This is a genomic window from Paracoccus ferrooxidans (assembly GCF_029909815.1).
In the GTDB taxonomy this organism is placed as follows: domain Bacteria; phylum Pseudomonadota; class Alphaproteobacteria; order Rhodobacterales; family Rhodobacteraceae; genus Paracoccus; species Paracoccus versutus.
This window is the reverse complement of sequence record NZ_CP038198.1, coordinates 288,728-305,040: the sequence shown is the minus strand read 5'-3', so window position 1 is coordinate 305,040 and position 16,313 is coordinate 288,728. Positions and strand designations below refer to the sequence as shown.

General features: G+C 66.6%; 15 protein-coding genes. 9 read left to right on the top strand and 6 right to left on the bottom strand.

Going from position 1 to position 16,313, the window contains the following annotated elements:
• Positions 1-13 precede the first annotated feature (13 nt).
• A complete protein-coding gene (locus E3U26_RS01510; protein WP_499105228.1) occupies positions 14-1,519 on the top strand; it encodes a TonB-dependent siderophore receptor in 1,506 nt (501 codons plus the stop codon).
• Here the strand turns inward: E3U26_RS01510 and E3U26_RS01505 are convergent.
• The 6 genes from E3U26_RS01505 to E3U26_RS01480 form a co-directional block, all read right to left on the bottom strand.
• A protein-coding gene (locus E3U26_RS01505; RefSeq protein ID WP_499105226.1) for an IS3 family transposase occupies positions 1,509-2,677 on the bottom strand; the annotation gives its coding sequence in 2 pieces (ribosomal slippage) (positions 1,509-2,413 and positions 2,413-2,677; 1,170 coding nt in all). The genes E3U26_RS01510 and E3U26_RS01505 overlap by 11 nt on opposite strands.
• A gap of 32 nt (positions 2,678-2,709) precedes the next feature.
• Positions 2,710-2,874, bottom strand: a complete 165-nt coding sequence (locus E3U26_RS01500; RefSeq protein WP_499105224.1) for a hypothetical protein — start codon at positions 2,872-2,874, stop codon at positions 2,710-2,712.
• Positions 2,874-3,620, bottom strand: a complete 747-nt coding sequence (locus tag E3U26_RS01495) for an electron transfer flavoprotein subunit beta/FixA family protein (protein ID WP_072464241.1) — start codon at positions 3,618-3,620, stop codon at positions 2,874-2,876. Before E3U26_RS01495 ends, E3U26_RS01500 begins: the two co-directional genes overlap by 1 nt.
• A gap of 67 nt (positions 3,621-3,687) precedes the next feature.
• Entirely contained in the window at positions 3,688-5,313 is a 1,626-nt protein-coding gene (locus tag E3U26_RS01490) for a (2,3-dihydroxybenzoyl)adenylate synthase (RefSeq protein WP_499105223.1), read from the bottom strand.
• A 78-nt stretch (positions 5,314-5,391) separates the two neighbouring features.
• Positions 5,392-6,543, bottom strand: coding sequence for an acyl-CoA dehydrogenase family protein (locus E3U26_RS01485; protein WP_499105222.1), 1,152 nt, complete (start codon positions 6,541-6,543; stop codon positions 5,392-5,394).
• On the bottom strand, positions 6,533-7,681 hold the full coding sequence (locus tag E3U26_RS01480) for an acyl-CoA dehydrogenase family protein (RefSeq protein WP_499105221.1): 1,149 nt from the start codon (positions 7,679-7,681) through the stop codon (positions 6,533-6,535). Before E3U26_RS01480 ends, E3U26_RS01485 begins: the two co-directional genes overlap by 11 nt.
• Positions 7,682-7,877: 196 nt before the next feature.
• Between E3U26_RS01480 and E3U26_RS01475 the strand changes: the two genes are divergently transcribed.
• The 8 genes from E3U26_RS01475 to E3U26_RS01440 all read left to right on the top strand — a co-directional run bounded on the left by E3U26_RS01475 (position 7,878) and on the right by E3U26_RS01440 (position 16,074).
• Positions 7,878-8,702, top strand: coding sequence for an IclR family transcriptional regulator (locus tag E3U26_RS01475; RefSeq protein ID WP_052096306.1), 825 nt, complete (start codon positions 7,878-7,880; stop codon positions 8,700-8,702).
• Between the two features lie 143 nt (positions 8,703-8,845).
• Positions 8,846-9,751 carry an alpha/beta hydrolase gene (locus tag E3U26_RS01470; protein WP_072464246.1) on the top strand — a complete coding sequence of 302 codons (906 nt, stop codon included), beginning with the start codon at positions 8,846-8,848 and terminating at the stop codon, positions 9,749-9,751.
• Positions 9,752-10,312: 561 nt separating this feature from the next.
• Positions 10,313-11,458: an acyl-CoA dehydrogenase family protein gene (locus E3U26_RS01465; protein ID WP_114537205.1), complete on the top strand. Its 1,146-nt coding sequence runs from the start codon at positions 10,313-10,315 to the stop codon at positions 11,456-11,458.
• 86 nt (positions 11,459-11,544) lie between these two features.
• Positions 11,545-12,039, top strand: coding sequence for a MaoC family dehydratase (locus tag E3U26_RS01460; RefSeq protein ID WP_036761367.1), 495 nt, complete (start codon positions 11,545-11,547; stop codon positions 12,037-12,039).
• A 4-nt stretch (positions 12,040-12,043) separates the two neighbouring features.
• Positions 12,044-13,267: a thiolase family protein gene (locus tag E3U26_RS01455; RefSeq protein WP_114537206.1), complete on the top strand. Its 1,224-nt coding sequence runs from the start codon at positions 12,044-12,046 to the stop codon at positions 13,265-13,267.
• Positions 13,268-13,280: 13 nt separating this feature from the next.
• Complete coding sequence (locus E3U26_RS01450) at positions 13,281-13,694, top strand: Zn-ribbon domain-containing OB-fold protein (protein ID WP_036761365.1); 414 nt, start codon at positions 13,281-13,283, stop codon at positions 13,692-13,694.
• A 51-nt stretch (positions 13,695-13,745) separates the two neighbouring features.
• Positions 13,746-15,242 carry an aldehyde dehydrogenase gene (locus E3U26_RS01445; RefSeq protein ID WP_499105219.1) on the top strand — a complete coding sequence of 499 codons (1,497 nt, stop codon included), beginning with the start codon at positions 13,746-13,748 and terminating at the stop codon, positions 15,240-15,242.
• A gap of 70 nt (positions 15,243-15,312) precedes the next feature.
• Positions 15,313-16,074, top strand: a complete 762-nt coding sequence (locus E3U26_RS01440) for an SDR family NAD(P)-dependent oxidoreductase (RefSeq protein WP_499105218.1) — start codon at positions 15,313-15,315, stop codon at positions 16,072-16,074.
• Positions 16,075-16,313 lie beyond the last annotated feature (239 nt).

Here is a 16,313-nt window from a genome sequence, read left to right as displayed (position 1 = left end):
GGGACCTTGAACCATGGCACATGACATCCGGCGCGGCCCCCGCCGCCACCTTACAGCCCTTCTGCTGGGCTGCACCGCCCTGATCGCATCCCCGGCCCTGGCCCAGGATCCCGCCCCGCCGGATTCCGGGGCGGGAACCGAGGAATCGCCCTATCGCCTTTCCCCGATCATCATCAACGCCAGCGGCCCGTTCGATGACGACGCGAACACGATCGTCGCCAGCGAATTGTGGGTCGGCGGCAAGGTAGCGACCAGCATCCTCGACACCCCGGCCTCGGTTTCGGTGATCACCGAAAAGGAGATGCGCGACCGCAGGGCCACCACGCTGGAAGAGGTGCTGAGCTATTCGGCGGGCATCCACACCGACTATTGGGGGACGGACGACCGCAACGACTATGTTCTGGTCCGCGGATTCCAGGCGACCAGCTATCGGGACGGGCTGACGCTCGGCTCGATGCGCGGGGTGCGCGAGGATCCCTTCATCTACGAGCGCGTCGAGGTGATCCGGGGCGGCAACTCGACCCTGTTCGGCACGGCCGATCCCGGCGGCACGATCAACTTCGTGACCAAGACCCCGAAATTCGAACGCATCGCCGACACGTCGCTGTCCTACGATTCGAACAACACCGCCACCCTCGGGCTGGATTTCGGCAATGCCCTGAATACCGAGCAGACCCTGGCCTGGCGCTTTGCCGCCAAGGTGCAGGACGGCGAGCGCGAGTATTCGCCCTCCAAGGACGATGCGCAGATCTACATCGGCGGCCTGACCTGGGAGCCGGACGACGCCACCCGGCTCAGCGTCGTGGTGGACTATCTAAACCGCGATGCCAGCCCCAACAGCGGCGGCTATCCGAAGGATCGCGAATACGATCGCGCGGATTTCTTCGGCGTCGCCGACTATAACTACCAGGATGTCGAACGCAGCAGCATCACCGGCCTCTTCTCGCATGATTTCGGCGGCGGGCTGCGGCTGAGCGCGAATTTGCGCTACAGCGACCTCAAGGACAATTACGGCTATATCTATCTGAACGACTCGGTGGACCGGGTCGGCACCGTCGTCGGCCGCAGCTATATTCAAAGCGAGGGCACTGCGAAGGAACTGATCGGCAACGTCATCCTGCAATATGACGCGAGATTCGGCCGCTTCGACAGCAGCACCCTTGCCGGGCTGGAGTTCCGCGACGCCGAGACGACGACGCTTTCGGCGTTCGACGCGGATGCCGGCACCATCGACCTGAGCAATCTGGATCTGGGCGGCGCGCCGACGAACCTGTCCTATTACAATGACAGTTCGGCCGAATACACGACCAAGTCGGTATTCCTGCAGCAGAACCTTGCCTTCGACGACCGTATCGTCGCGACCATCGGCCTGCGGCAAGATTGGCTGGATCTGTCGGAGACGAACAAGCTTTCGGGCACCCCGATCGAGACCAGCGACGATTTCTCGGAAAGCTCGGTCCGGGGCGCGCTGACCTGGCCTGACCCCATAGGGTGGTCCGGTTTCAATCTTAGTTCATGATCGGCCTTGGGGCTATTGCCTGGGCAGATGACGGTGCTGCTCCGCTTGCTGGCGCAGGCCAGATGATGGCCTCGGGTGCCGGTGGCTTGTATCCAAGCGACGAGTGTGGCCTCTTGGTGTTGTAGTATCGCCGCCAGGCTTCGATGATGATCTTGGCCTCGGCGAGGCTGTAGAAGATCTCACCGTCAAGCAGTTCGTCGCGGAGCTTCGAGTTGAAGCTCTCGCAGTAGCCGTTCTCCCAAGGGCTTCCTGGTTCGATGAACGCTGTCTTTGCGCCGACGGCTACGATCCACTCCCGTACAGCCTTGGCGATGAACTCCGGGCCGTTGTCGGAACGGACATGGCCCGGCACGCCGCGCAGGATGAACAGGTCCGACAGGGCGTCGATGACGTCGGTCGAGTTGAGCTTGCGATCGATGCGGATTGCAAGGCATTCCCTGGTGAACTCGTCGATGATGTTGAGCATGCGGAATCTCCTGCCATCGTGGGTCCGACCCTCGACGAAGTCATAGGACCAGACATGGTTAGGGTGCTCGGGCCGCAGCCGGACGCACGATCCGTCATTCAGCCAGAGGCGACCCCTCTTCGGTTGCTTGTGGGGAACCTTGAGCCCCTCCCGCCGCCAGATTCGTTCGACACGCTTGGCGTTCACCCTCCAGCCCTCGGACCGCAGCATCGCCGTGATCCTGCGGTAGCCGTAGCGCCCATACCGGGAAGCAAGCCGGATGATATCAGCCGTCAACGCATCCTCATCGGCTCGGCCATGCGGCTTCTTGCGCTGGGTCGAGCGGTGTTGGCCGAGAACCTTGCAGGCAAAGCGCTCCGACACGGAGAACTTCGCCATGACATGATCGACGCAACGGCGACGGCGAGCGGGGCTCAGAAGTTTCCCGAGGCAGCCTCTTTCAGGATCAGCTTCTCGAGTGTCAGGTCCGACACCGCCTTGCGCAGCCGGTCATTCTCTTTCTCAAGCTCTTTTAGGCGCTTTACCTGGTCACCCTTCAGGCCGCCGAACTCCTTGCGCCACCGATAGTATGTAAACTGCGTCACGCCGATCGAACGAACCGCTTCTCCGACCGATCGGCCTTGCGACAACAACACGTCGACCTGGCGCAGCTTCGCCACGATCTCTTCAGGTCTATGCTTCTTCTGGGGCATTCAAACGTCCTCCTACGGCTCAATAGCCTACTTCAGGGAGGACCACTTTTCAGGGGGCAGACCACCACCGGCTGCGCGCCCGAGCCGGCGACCAGCACATGCACCGGCCCGCCGATCCTGGCCGCGGCCGTCAGCGCCTTGGCGGTGGCATCGGACAGGGTGGAATTGTCGTGATCCGCGATCAGAAGAATGGCCATCAGAGAACCCCCGCTTCCTTGAGTTTGCCGACCAGCTCGGGCACCGAGCCGAGTTTGATCCCCGCCTGCCGCTGCGCCGGCTCGCTGGTCCTGACCACCCTGAGGCGCGGCGAGATGTCCGCGCCAAGCGCCTCGGGCGTCGTCTCCTCGACCGGCTTCTTCTTGGCCTTCATGATGTTCGGCAGGCTGGCATAGCGCGGCTCGTTCAGCCGCAGGTCGGTGGTGACGATGGCGGGGGTCTTCAGCCGCACGGTCTGAAGCCCGCCGTCGACCTCGCGCGTGACGGTCACTTCGCCGTCCCCGATCTCGACCCTGGACGCGAAAGTGCCCTGCGCCCAGCCCAGCAGGGCGGCCAGCATCTGGCCGGTCTGGTTGTTGTCGCCGTCGATGGCCTGCTTGCCCAGGATGACCAGGCCGGGGCCCTCCTTCTCGGCCAGCGCCTTCAGCACGCGGGCGACGCCCAGCGGCTCGACCGCCTCGTCGGTCCTGACCAGGATCCCGCGATCGGCACCCATGGCCAGCGCGGTGCGGATGGTTTCCATCGCCTGCGCGGGGCCGACGGAGACGGCGATGACCTCATCGGCCTTGCCGGCTTCCTTCAGGCGGATAGCTTCCTCGACGGCGATCTCGTCGAAGGGGTTCATCGACATCTTGACGCTGGCGGTATCGACGCCCGAGCCGTCCGCCTTGACGCGGACCTTGACGTTGAAATCGACGACACGTTTGACGGGGACAAGGATTTTCATGTCCGGGATTGTCTCCATGACGGGCACCGGCGAACGCCGGCGCGGGTTGCAATGGGATGCGCCTGGCCTAGCCGTCGCGGGCGACGACCTGCTTGATCAGTTCATGGCGCTGGAACTTGCCGGTGGGCGTCATCGGGAATTCCTCGAAGATCTCCAGCCGTTCGGGCAGCTTGTAGATCGCCACCTCGTTCTTGAGGAAATCCACGAACTCCTGCAGCGTGGCGCTCTCGCCAGGACGCGGCACCAGGCAAAGGCAGTTCGACTCGCCCAGGCGTTCGTCGGGCAGGCCGATCACCGCGCAATGCAGCACCTTGGGGTGGGTGTAGAGGATCTCCTCGACCTCGCGCGGATAGTATTTCTTGCCGCCACGGTTGATCATCTCCTTCAGCCGCCCGACGATGCGCAGGTTGCCGTCCGCGTCGATCATGCCCAGGTCGCCGCTGCGGAACCAGCCGTCCTCGGTAAAGGCCTCGGCATTGGCCTCGGGGCGCTTGTAATAGCCCATCTGCGTGGCCGGGCCCTGGCTCTGGATCTCGCCCGGCTCGCCCTGCGGCACCGCGCCGGTGCCGCCGATGGGCGAGATGCGCAGCCGCATCTCGGTGCCGCATTTGCCGACCGAGCCCGCAACCTTTTCCGGGTCGTCGCTGCGCCGGGTATAGGTGTGATAGCCGCCGCATTCCAGCATGCCGTAAAGCTCGATCAGGTCGCCCTGGATGCGGGCGCGGAAGGCGCGGATGGTTTCCAGCGGGCAGGAGGTGCCGCCCGAGATCACCGTCTTCAGCGAGGAGAGGTCATATCGCTCCTGCCCCGGCACGTTCAGCATGGCCACGATGGACGCCGGGGCGGTGGCGACATAGGTCACGCGCTCGGCCTCGATCACCTGAAGCGCGGGCTCGGCGGCGAATTTCTCCATGATGACCAGCTTGCAGCCCGCCAGCACGGTCTGCAGCACCGAGAGATAGCCCCAGTTCAGCGCCAGCGGCAGGTAGAGGAGCATCACGTCGTCCTCGCCCACCTCCATGTCCATGTTCAGCATCCGCGCCGGCCACAGCGAGGTGTTGTGGTTATGCGTCACCCCCTTGGGGCTGCCGGTGGTGCCCGAGGTGAACATCATCCGCATCATCGCGTTCGGGTCGGTCCCGACCTCGGCAAAGCCCTGGGGCCGCCCCGAGGCGGAGATCACCGGGTCCAGCGCCACCGCGTCCCCGGTCGGCTGCCCCCGCACCACGCCCACGAATGCCAGCTCGGGCAGATCCTTGCGCAGGGCGTGGACCATCGCCTGGTGGTCGAACTTCTTGTATTCGGCGCAGGTGATGATGCCGCGCGCCCCGGTGGTGCGCAGGACGTAATCGACCTCGCGGGCGCGGAACTCGATGCTGACCGGCACGCCGATGGCGCCGATGCGCTCGATGGCGAAATAGGCCGGGATGAACTCGATCCAGTTGGGCAGTTGCACCGCCACGATGTCGCCGGGACGGATGCCGCTGCGGGCCAGTAGGTCGGCGACGCGGATGATCGCATCCTCCAGCTGGCGATAGGTCAGCCGGGCCTTGCCGTCCGTCACCGCCTCGCGGTCGGGATGGGCGGCGGTGCGGGCGCGCAGCACGTCGGCGAAGGTCTCGTCGGGCCAGACGCCGGTCGCGCGGTAATGCTGCTGGTCGGCAGGGCTCTGCCTCAGAATGACGTCCTGCATCCAAATCCTCCCTCTACAGGCTTCGTAGGGCCTTGGACGCGGCCCCGGCAGGTCATTTCACGGCCTTCGCGCAAGGTGTCAGCCGGGCATCCCCAGCAGGGTCTTGGCCAGGATGTTGCGCTGGATCTCGCTGGCGCCGCCGTAGATCGTGGTCGGCCGCGACAGGAAGTAATAGCCCAGCGGGTCCACCTCGGCCCCGCCGAACCGGGTCGGGCCAAGGGCCGAGCCGTTTTCCTGCGCCACGTCCAGCATGAATTCCGAGATGCGCTGGTAGAGGTCCGGCCCCCAGAGCTTGAGGATCGAGATCTCGGGCCCCAGCGCGCCGCCGCCCTTCAGCGTCTCGGCAAAGCGGGCATAGGTGGCGGTCAGGTCGGCAACGTCCAGCGCGAGTTGCGTATATGTGGCGGCAAAGGACGGGTCGTCGAAAATGCCCAGCTCGCGGCCCATCGTCTCGAGCCGCAAGAGTGCCATCTGCGCGAATTTCGGGCTGCCATGGGTCAGGCGTTCGAAACCCAGCAGCGCCTTGGCCATGGTCCAGCCGTCATTGACCGCGCCGACGATATTGTCCCTGGGCACCCGCACGTCGTCGAGGAAGACCTCGCAGAACTCGGCATCGCCGGCCAGGGTCTTGATCGGGCGCACGGTGATGCCGGGCGTGTCCATCCGCGCCAGGAAGAAGCTGATGCCCTGCTGCTTCTTGGCCGCGGGATCGGTGCGCGCCAGGATGAAGATGTCGGTCGAATCCTGCGCCAGCGTGGTCCAGATCTTTTGCCCGTTGATGACCCAGTGATCACCGTCCAGCACCGCCGAGGTCCGCAAGCTGGCAAGATCCGAGCCGGCGCCCGGTTCGGAATAGCCCTGGCACCAGACATCCTCGCCCGCCAGGATGCGCGGCAGGTAATGCGCCTTTTGCGCCTCGGTGCCGAAGCGGACCAGCAGCATCCCCAGCATGACGATGCCGATGTCGGGATGGCGGGCGACGCCGGCGCTGTCGAATTCGTCGTGATAGGCCAGCATCTTCTCGACGTTCAGGCCCATGCAGCCATGCTCGACCGGCCAGGCAGGCGCCAGCCAGCCCTTGGCCGACAGCTTCAGGAACCAGTCCCTCGCCTCGTGCCAGTTGACGCGGCGGGCCTGGTTGATCAGGTGCGGCGGGCATTCGGCGGCGATGAAATCCCGCAGCATCCTGCGGAAATCCTGCTCGTCCATCGCATTGTAATCAATGGCCATTGGCTTGCCCCCCGGCGTTGTGCAATTCGAACCAGCGCGCGCGATGGGCGCGCGGATTGCCGAGCCATGCCGCCAGCGCCAGCGCCCGGTTGACGTAAAGGCTGAGGTCGCATTCCTCGGTATAGCCGATGGCGCCATGCAGCTGGATGCATTCCTTGACCACCAGCTGCGCGGCATCGCCCGCCCGGCTTTTCGCGGCCGAGACATGGGCGGCCCGGCTGGCCGCATCGGCATGAGGATCGTCCATCGCCGCCGCGGCCCGCAGCAAGGCCGAACGCGCCATCTCGATATGGACGTAAAGGTTCACCGCCCGGTGCTGGATCGCCTGGAACGAGGCGATGGGCTTGCCGAACTGCACCCGCTGCTTCATGTAGTCCAGCGTCATCTGGAACGCCGCCTCCATCACCCCCTGCAACTGGGCCGAGACGGCCAGCCGGGCGATGTCGAGCAACTGGTCGAGGATCGCCGCCCCGCGGTCGGGAAAGGCGATGACTGCGCCGGGATCGACCTTGACCCCGTCGAGATCGACCGTCGATTGCCGCGATCCGTCGGTGTGGGCGGTGGTCTGCACCACCTTGGGCGACTGGTCGATCCAGGCCAGCAGGATGCCCGCGCCGGTATCGGCAGCCACGGCATAGCCGCCGGCCTCTTGCGCCAGGGGCACGAACAGCGCCTGGCCCGACAGGGTCCAGCCCTCGCCCTCGGGCGCGGCCTTGGGCCCCACGGCGCCCGAACCCATCGCCCCGGCGCGGCCCTGCCAGGCCAGCGTCGCCAGCAGGTCGCCGCCCATCAGGCCGGGCAGAAGCCTGTCCTTCAGCGCCTGATTGCCGCCCAGGACCAGCGCCTGCATCGCAAGAATGCCAACGCAAACAAGCGGCTCCGGCAGGGCCGCGCGCCCGGCCTCGTGATGCAGCGCCGCCAGATCCGCATGTTCCATCGCCAGGCCGCCGTCATCCTCGGGGACCAGGATGCCGGTCCAGCCCAGCTCGGCCATGGTCTTCCAGCGTTCATGCGAAAAGCCCGCCTGCGTGGCCAGCCCCGCCCGAGTCGCGGCAAGCGTGGCCTCTCGATTGGCGAAATCCGCAACGCTTTCCCGAAGCTGTTGCCTGTGGTCGGGTTCCTCCGGCCTGCTGAACAAATCGCGCCTCCCGCAGCATGGGTTGATGTTGACAGGCTGTTTAAACCAACCAATCTGGTTTTGCAATGCAGAATTACATTTTGCATACTGGCGCAGCCCGCGGCCCCCGGCTGCGTCTTTCGCCTGGCAGAAGCTTGTTTCTGGCAGAAAACCGACTAACGTGGGACAGAAGCCCGCAACAAAGCAGGAGTTCAGCTTGGCCAGGTCTTTCAAAACCCTCTTGTCCCTGCCCGGTCCCGACGAGGAAAAGACCGACCGCCAGTTCATCACCGCGCTGGCGCGCGGGCTGGAAGTCCTGCGCGCCTTCGAACCGGGCGACGGCTTCCTGGGCAACCTCGAGATCGCGCAGCGCACCGGCCTGCCCAAGCCGACCGTCGCCCGCATCGCCCATACGCTGACCACGCTGGGCTATCTGGAATACAACGCCCGGCTGGAGAAATATTCGCTGGGCACCCCGGTCCTGTCGCTGGGCTACGCCTATCTCGGCAGCATGAGCCTGACCCGCGTCGCCCGCCCGCACATGCAGGAGCTGGCGAATCACGCCAATATCTCGGTGGCGCTCGGCAACCGGGACCGGCTGAACCTGGCCTATCTGGAACTGGCGCATGGCAGCGCGACGGTGTCGCTGCGGCTCGAGGTCGGCGCCCGCATCCCGATCGCGCGGTCCGCCATGGGCATGGCCTATCTGCACGCCCTGCCGGAAAGCGAGCGGGATTTCCTGGTCGAGGCCATCGAGAAACACGACAAGGCCGACTTCCCCAAGTTCAAGAAACGCCTCGCCACCGCGTTCAAGGAACTCGACGCGCATGGCTATTGCGTCTCGCTGGGCACTTACGAGCGGACGGTGAACGGCGTCGGCGCGGCGCTGAAGACGCGCGACGGCGGGGTCTATGCCTTCAACTGCTCGGGCCCGTCCTTCCACCTGACGGAAGAGATGATTCGCAGCGACGTCGGCCCGCGCCTGGCCGTCATGGTCAGCCGGATCGAGGCGGAACTGCTGGTGCATCCGGTCCGGGTCTGAGCCCGGCCCTGGGCCCTCGTCCCTTCGGCGCGGCGAGGGCGCATTCATAAGGCCAGCTAATCACGGCATCCCGATTGAGCGGTCTAATTGCGACTCGTCGCCGGCGCTATCTTCGTCCCCATCGCATGACAGAGGAGACGAAGATGAAATCCGTGACCTTCAGGAACGGCGCGCTCGAGATGGCCGCGCATCTGCACCTTCCCGCCGGCTTCGACGAAAGCAAGACCTATCCCGCCATCGTCGTCACCCACCCCGCCGGCGGCGTGAAGGAGCAGACGGCGGGCATCTATGCCGGCAAGCTTGCGGCCGAGGGCTTCGTCGCCATCGCCTTCGACGCCTCCTGTCAGGGCGAAAGCACCGGCGAGCCGCGCCAGCTTGAAAACCCCCATGCGCGGGTCGAGGACATCAGCGCCGCGGTGGATTACCTGACGACGCTGCCCTATGTCGACCGCGACCGCATCGGCGCCATGGGCATCTGCGCCGGCGGCGCCTATACCGTGACGGCGGCGATGAGCGACCGCCGCATCAAGGCGGTGGGCGCGGTCAGCGCCACCAATTACGGCGCGATCCTGCGCAATGGCTGGGAAGGCCGCGACGACCTGACCGGCGCCTTCGCCATGCTGGAAAACGCCGCCAACGCCCGCACCGCCGAGGCGAACGGCGCCGAGACCGGCTATTATCCGATCGTGCCGCAGAAGCCGGAGGACGCCCCGAACGCCGACCTGGCCGAGGCGGTCGAGTATTACCGCACCCCGCGCGCGCAATGTGCCAGCTCGCCCAGCATCGCGCCGGTGCGCAGCCTGGCGCAGCTCGTCACCTTCGACGCCTTCCACCTGGTCGACCTGTTCCTGACCCAGCCGATCCAGATCGTCGCCGGCGAGGATGCGGGCACGCGCTGGATCAGCGAAGACCTGTTCCGCCGCGCCGCCAGCAAGGACAAGCACCTGCACATCGTTCCGGGCGCGTCGCACCTGGGCCTCTATGACAAGCCCGACCTGGTGGGCGAGGCGATGGCGAAGCTCGGCCCCTTCTTCAGGGCCAGGCTCTGAAACACCGGCGCCGCCCTGGCATCATGCCTGGGCGGCCTTTCCATGCGGGGCCGAAAGCCCCGGAACCTGCCGCCGAGGCGGCGCGCCCCGACCGGCATCGCCGCCTCGTGCCGAACCGGCTTGCCTGTGCCGCGCCGCCGGAATGGTTCGACCAGGCAGCCCAGGCATCCGCGGCCGGTCGCGAACACATGCGCGCCACGGCAGAACCCGGACGATCTCGCGGGGCTGCCGACCCTGCCGACCCTGCCGACCCTGCCGACCCTGCCGACCCTGCCGACCCTGCCGACCCTGCCGACCCTGCCGACCCTGCCGACCCTGCCCGGAAGGTCGCGGCCCGCGGCCCAAGGCACAAGAGCAGCCATCGGCGCCGGGCATGGGGCCCCGCAGCCGCAGCCCCATGCGGAACGCCGGCCGGCCGAACGCGTCAATTCGGCTCTGCCGAAGCGGCGGTTGGGAAAATGTCAATTGGCTTCGCACCGCCCCGATCCTAACGTCAAAAGCAGAATCTAATTTTGCATACCGGAATAATGGCCCGCCTTACTGTGGATTTAGGAGGATGGAATGGACAGGAATTTTCTGGACGAGGGGCAGGCGCTTTGGCTTGAGACGGTGAACCGTTTCATGGATGACGAGGTGACTGTCGAATATATCCGCAAATGCGACATGAACCGCGACTATCCCTATGAAGCCTATGACAAGATCGCCAGGCAGGGCTGGCTGGGGCTGCTGTTCAAGGAAGAGGACGGTGGCGCCGGCGGCGACATCTTCGACTACACGCTGATGGCCGAGGGCCTGGGCAAATACGGCTTCGACTTCGCCGCCGCCATCCTGGTGCCGACCTTCACCGCGATGAACATCCAGAAATACGGCAGCGAAGAACAGAAGGCGCAATACATCAAGCCCTTCATCGACGGCAAGATCCGCTTCTCGGTCTCGATCTCGGAACCGGGCGCGGGGTCGGACGCCTCGAACACCGCCACGCGGGCGCGGCGCGACGAGAACGGCGACTGGATCGTCACCGGCTCGAAGCTGTGGTGCTCGGGCGCCGCGGCCAGGGACACGGTCATCGCCATGCTGGTGCGCACCGATGCCGACGACAAGCATGGCGGGCTGTCGATCCTGCTGATCCCGAACGACACGCCGGGCATGGTCATCAACAAGCTGCCGACGCTGTCGCGCCACGCCACCGGCACCACCGAGATCTTCCTCGACGAAGTCAAGGTGCCCGGCAACGCCCTCCTGGGCAAGGAAGGCCAGGGCTGGGAAATCATCCTGGCGCATCTGGAGCTGGAACGCTGCTCGGTCGCCGCCGCCTATGTCGGCAACGCCCAGACCGCGGTGAACAAGGCCACGCAATACGCCCATGAACGCATCCAGTTCGGCCGCCCGATCTGGGACTTCCAGGTGCTGCGCCACATGCTGGCCGAGCGCCAGACCGAAGTCGATGCCGCACGCCTGCTGTGCTATCGCGCCGCCCGCATGGCGGCCGCCAAGATCCCCTGCTCGCGCGAGGTGTCGATGGCCAAGCTTTATGGCTCCGAGACGCTGAAGCAATGCGCGCTGACCGGGATGCAGGTGCTGGGCGGCCACGCCAACCTGCCCGAGGCCGACATGGAGCGCTACCTGCGCGAAAGCGTGCAATCCACGATCGGCGGCGGCACCTCGCAGATCCAGAAGACGATCATCTCGAAGTCGATGCGGCTCTGACCCGCGTCGCGCGGCGCCGCCGGTCGCCTCCCCGCCGCGGCGCCGCCTCCCCCAAGGAGGATGCAACCCATTGAAAGGATGAAGCCATGATTGCGGACAATCGCGTCAACACCCCGCTGGACGAGCTGGAAATCGGCCATGTCTTCCGCTCGCCCGGCCGCACCGTGACCGAAACGGATGTGGTCAATTTCTGCATGCTGACCGGCAACTGGATCGAGATCCACTCGAACACCGAATATTCGTCCAAGACCCGCTGGGGCGAACGCATCGTGCAGGGCCAGCTGACCTTCTCGCTGATCTCGGGGCTCCTGCAGTTCGGCCCGGCGATCCAGGCCAATTACGGCGTGGACAAGCTGCGTTTCCTGCACCCGGTCAAGATCGGCGACACGGTCTATGCCACCGGCGAGGTCATCGCCAAGAAGGACAAGGACGACAAGTTCGGTGTCGGCACCTTCCTGATCAAGGCCTATAATCAGAACGGCGACGTGCTTCAGCGCAGCGAATGGTCGATCCTGATGCTGCGCAAGCGTGCCGACCTGGAAGAACTGATGGCCCAGGCCACGCCGATCTTCAAGGACTGACGCCATGAGCCCCAGCCCCGCCACCGGCCCTGTCGCCGCCATCGTCGGCATGGGCGATGCCTATGCCAGCCGCGACAACCGCAAGGATCCGATGCGGCTGGCGGTCGAGGCCGCCCGCGCCGCGCTGAAGGACGCCGGCATCGGCCGGCAGCAGGTCGACGCGGTCTTCACCGGCCGCTCGCCCTGGGCCGACAAGCGCTCGCAATGGTCCAACATCTTCATCTCGCACATGCAGATGCCGGTGACGATCAACAGCGAGCTGACGATGCACGGCGCGGGCCTGACCGCCAGCCTGGGCATGGCCGCGCAGATGATCGCCGCCGGCAAGGCCGAATACGTGCTCTGCCTGCAAAGCGACGCCACCGAGCTTTTCGTCGACGCGGTGGCCATGGGCGCCGAGGCCGATGCCGACCCGCAGTTCGAGATCCCCTACGGCCCCACCATCCCCTCGCTCTATGCCCAGGCGGCCTGCCGCTACATGCACGAGTTCGGCGTGACCGAGGAGGATTTCGCCCAGGTCGCCATCGCCAACCAGGCATGGGGCGTGAAGCATCCCCATGCCGCCAAGGCCCGCTTCGGCGAGATCGACGCGGAGAAGGTGCTGGCCTCGCCCTATGTCTCGAGCCCGCTGCGGCGCTGGATGTGCTCGACCTGGGGCGGCGGCACCGGCGGGGCGCTGGTGGTGACCTCGGCCGGGAACGCCCGCAACTTCGCGGCGCCGGTCTACCTGCTGGGCTACGGCTCGGCCTCGACCCATGAATACCTGGGCGACCGGATGAACATGCGCCGGGCGCGCTTCGACACGCTGGGCCCGCTGCCCAACATCACCCATACCGCGACGGCCGAGGCGGCGCGCCAGGCCTTCGCCCAGGCCGGCATCGGCCGCGACGACATCGACATGGCGCAGATCTCGGTCAATTTCGCGCATATGGGGCCGATCCTCCTCGAGGACCTGGGCTTTGCCGAAAAGGGCAAGGGCGCGCGGCTCTACCGCGAGGGGCGCACCGGCATCGACGGCGACCTGCCGCTGGACACCAACGGCGGCTGGCTGTCCTTTGGCCAGCCGGGGATTTCGTGCAACATGGACAGCTATGTCGAGGCCATCCGCCAGCTGCGCGGCACCGCGCTGGGGGCGGCGCCGTCGAAGCGGCCGCAGACGGTGCTGGTGCAGGGCTCGGGCGGCATGCTGGCGGCCGGCGCCGTCGCCATCCTCGGCAACCGGACCTAAGGGGAAAAATGCCATGGAAATCGAATATGTCGACGGCTTTCCGCAGCCTTATGCGCAGATGGACGCCGCGCCCTACTGGCAGGCCTGCGCGCGGGGCGAGCTGACCTACCAGCATTGCACCGGCTGCGGCGCGGTGGTGTGGCCGGCGCGGTCCTTCTGCCCGGAATGCGACGGCGAGGCCTTGGAATGGCGGCGCTCCTCGGGCAAGGGGCGGATCTATTCCCACAGCACGGTGGGCCGCGGCCCGACCCCGGCCTGGCAGGCGATCGCGCCCTACACCGTCGGCTTCGTGGTGCTGGAGGAGGGCTATCACCTCTTCACCCAGATCGAGGGCAAGCCCGAGGACATGCGCATCGGCCGCCCCGTCGAGGTCGCCTTCATCAAGCGCGGCAGACAAACCCTGCCCGTCTTCCGATGCGCAGAATGAACAAGGCACACCACACCACAGGGGGCGCCGCAGGAATGGGAGGAGGAAATCATGATCTGGGAAGGAAGGCACGACCGGCTTTTCATCGGCGGGGAATGGGTGCGGCCGCATTCGACGGCATTCGTCGATGTGATCTCGCCCTTCACTGAGGAAAGGCTGACCAGCGTCGTCACCGCCGATCGCGCCGATGTCGACAGGGCGGTGGCGGCGGCGCGCAACGCCTTTGACCAGGGCCCCTGGCCGCGCATGCCGCTGGCCGAGCGGCGCGAGATCCTGCGCCGCCTGAGCGACGGGCTCAAGGCGCAGGAAGACCTGATCGCCCAGCTCGTGACCGAAGAGATGGGCAGCCCGATCACGCTGTCGAGATGGATGCAGTCGGCGGGCGCGCGGGCGATGCTGGACATCGCGCTGGATGTCGTGGACCGCTATCCGTTCGAGGAACTGCGCCAGTCGCCCTCGGGCTACGGGCTGGTCCTGCGCGAGCCGCTGGGCGTAGTCGCGGCGGTGGCGCCGTGGAACGGCCCGCTGGTGGTGGCGATGCTCAAGCTGGCGCCGGCGCTGCTGGCGGGGAACACCGCCGTCTTCAAGCCGGCGCCGGAAACCCCGGTCGACGCCTATCTGCTGGCCGAGCTGTTCGAGCGGGCGGGCCTGCCCAAGGGGGTGGTGAACGTCGTCCCCGCCGACCGCGAGACCAGCGAATACCTGTGCCTGCATCCGGGCGTGGACAAGGTCAGCTTCACCGGCTCGACCGCGGCCGGGCAGCGCCTGGGCGGGCTTTGCGGCGCCGAGATCCGCCGCATCACGCTGGAGCTGGGCGGTAAGTCGGCGGCGATCATCCTGGACGGCGCCGACATTCCCAAGGCGGTGGAATCGCTGCGCGTCGCCTCGCTGCGCAATTCGGGCCAGATCTGCAGCAACAAGACCCGCGTGCTGGTCGCGGCCAACCGCAAGGCCGAGTTCCTGGACGCCTTTTCCGCCATGGTCGCCTCGATGCCGGTGGGCGATCCGATGGACCCGGCGACCGAGATCGGCCCCATGGTCAGCGCCCGCCAGCGCGACCGGGTCGAAGGCTATATCGCCAAGGGCAAGGCCGAGGGCGCGCGCCTGGTCCTGGGCGGCGGCCGGCCGGGCCACCTGAACCACGGCTGGTTTGTCGAGCCGACGATCTTTTCGGACGTGGCGCCGGGGGCGGCCATCGCGCAGGAGGAGATCTTCGGCCCCGTCATCGCCGTGATCCCCTTCGACGGCGAGGACGAGGCGGTCGAGATCGCCAACGGCACCCAATACGGGCTGCATGGCGCGATCTTCGCCGCCGAGGATGAACACGCCCTGCGCCTCGCCCGCCGCATCAGGACCGGGGCCACGGACATCAACGGCGTGGGGCCGGGATATTACTGCCCGGTGGGCGGCTTCAAGAAATCCGGCATCGGGCGCGAGGCGGGGCTGGAGGCCTTCGATTCCTATGTCGAGGTCAAGTCGGTGGGCATCCCCGCCGGGCTGGCCGGAAAGCTGGAGGTTCCGCTGCGGGACTTCCGGCCTGCGGGGTGACGGCGCACTCGGTCCGGCCGCTTCCCCCGACGCATCGCGAAAGACCAGAACTCTCGGAGAGGAGACGAGAATGGCACGGTTTGAAGGAAAGACGGCATTCATCACCGGCGGCGGCAGCGGGATCGGCGCGGCCACGGTCCGCAGGCTGTTCGACGAGGGTGCCAATGTCGTCGTCGCCGACCTGCAACAGGAAAACGCGAACCGGGTGGTGGCGGAACTGGGCGGCGGCGACCGGCTGCTGGCGGTGGCGGTGGATGTCTCGGACGACGGCCAGGTGGTCGCGGCCTTCGAGGCGGCAAGGCAGCGCTTCGGCGCGGTGGACTATCTGGTCAATGCCGCCGGCATCAAGGGCTGGGGCAGCGCCTCGGACACCACGGACGAGTTGTGGCGCAGCAACATGGCAGCGAACCTGGACGGCTCCTTCCATACCTGCCGGGCCTATGCCCAGGCCAGCGAGGGGCGCGACAGCGGCGCGGTGGTCAATATCTCGTCCCAGGCCGGGCTCGAGGGGCTGCCCGCCCGCCTGCCCTATGTGACCTCGAAACATGGGGTCATCGGCCTGACGCGGGCCGCGGCGATGGACCTGGCGCCGCGCGGCATCCGGGTGAACTGCGTCGCGCCCGGCATCATCAACTCGCCCTTTACCGAGGCGATGTTCGCCGACCCCGAACGCGCCCGCAAGATGCGCGCCGCCCATCCGATCGGGCGCGAGGGGCGCCCCGAGGAGGTCGCCTCGGTCATCGCCTTCCTGCTGTCGGAGGATGCGAGCTTCATGACCGGGGCCGTCGTTCCCGTCGATGGCGGGATCACCGCCGGCGCCGCCTCGTTCTAAGCGCGCCCCAGCGAATGCGGGCGGCGTCCAGCCGCCCTGCCCTGAACACGCACCGCGACGCCACCGGAGCCGAGCTTCGGAAAAGCGCCTGATCGGCACCAGGACCGGCTTGCGCCATCCTTGTGAGACGGCATCGCATGGCGTGATGCGAAATGCCTGCCGTTTCCTCGTATCGCAGCCGGGAATGACCGCGACGCCGCCCCCTGGGGACGGCGGGCAACAGACAGACCGTTGAGCGA

Excerpts from the sequence above, each read along its gene's own strand:
- E3U26_RS01510 (WP_499105228.1), top strand. The coding sequence starts at position 14 with ATGGCACATGACATCCGGCGCGGCCCCCGCCGCCACCTTACAGCCCTT.
- E3U26_RS01500 (WP_499105224.1), bottom strand. The coding sequence starts at position 2,874 with ATGGCCATTCTTCTGATCGCGGATCACGACAATTCCACCCTGTCCGAT.
- E3U26_RS01495 (WP_072464241.1), bottom strand. The coding sequence starts at position 3,620 with ATGAAAATCCTTGTCCCCGTCAAACGTGTCGTCGATTTCAACGTCAAG.
- E3U26_RS01490 (WP_499105223.1), bottom strand. The coding sequence starts at position 5,313 with ATGCAGGACGTCATTCTGAGGCAGAGCCCTGCCGACCAGCAGCATTAC.
- E3U26_RS01485 (WP_499105222.1), bottom strand. The coding sequence starts at position 6,543 with ATGGCCATTGATTACAATGCGATGGACGAGCAGGATTTCCGCAGGATG.
- E3U26_RS01470 (WP_072464246.1), top strand. The coding sequence starts at position 8,846 with ATGAAATCCGTGACCTTCAGGAACGGCGCGCTCGAGATGGCCGCGCAT.
- E3U26_RS01465 (WP_114537205.1), top strand. The coding sequence starts at position 10,313 with ATGGACAGGAATTTTCTGGACGAGGGGCAGGCGCTTTGGCTTGAGACG.
- E3U26_RS01460 (WP_036761367.1), top strand. The coding sequence starts at position 11,545 with ATGATTGCGGACAATCGCGTCAACACCCCGCTGGACGAGCTGGAAATC.
- E3U26_RS01455 (WP_114537206.1), top strand. The coding sequence starts at position 12,044 with ATGAGCCCCAGCCCCGCCACCGGCCCTGTCGCCGCCATCGTCGGCATG.
- E3U26_RS01450 (WP_036761365.1), top strand. The coding sequence starts at position 13,281 with ATGGAAATCGAATATGTCGACGGCTTTCCGCAGCCTTATGCGCAGATG.
- E3U26_RS01445 (WP_499105219.1), top strand. The coding sequence starts at position 13,746 with ATGATCTGGGAAGGAAGGCACGACCGGCTTTTCATCGGCGGGGAATGG.
- E3U26_RS01440 (WP_499105218.1), top strand. The coding sequence starts at position 15,313 with ATGGCACGGTTTGAAGGAAAGACGGCATTCATCACCGGCGGCGGCAGC.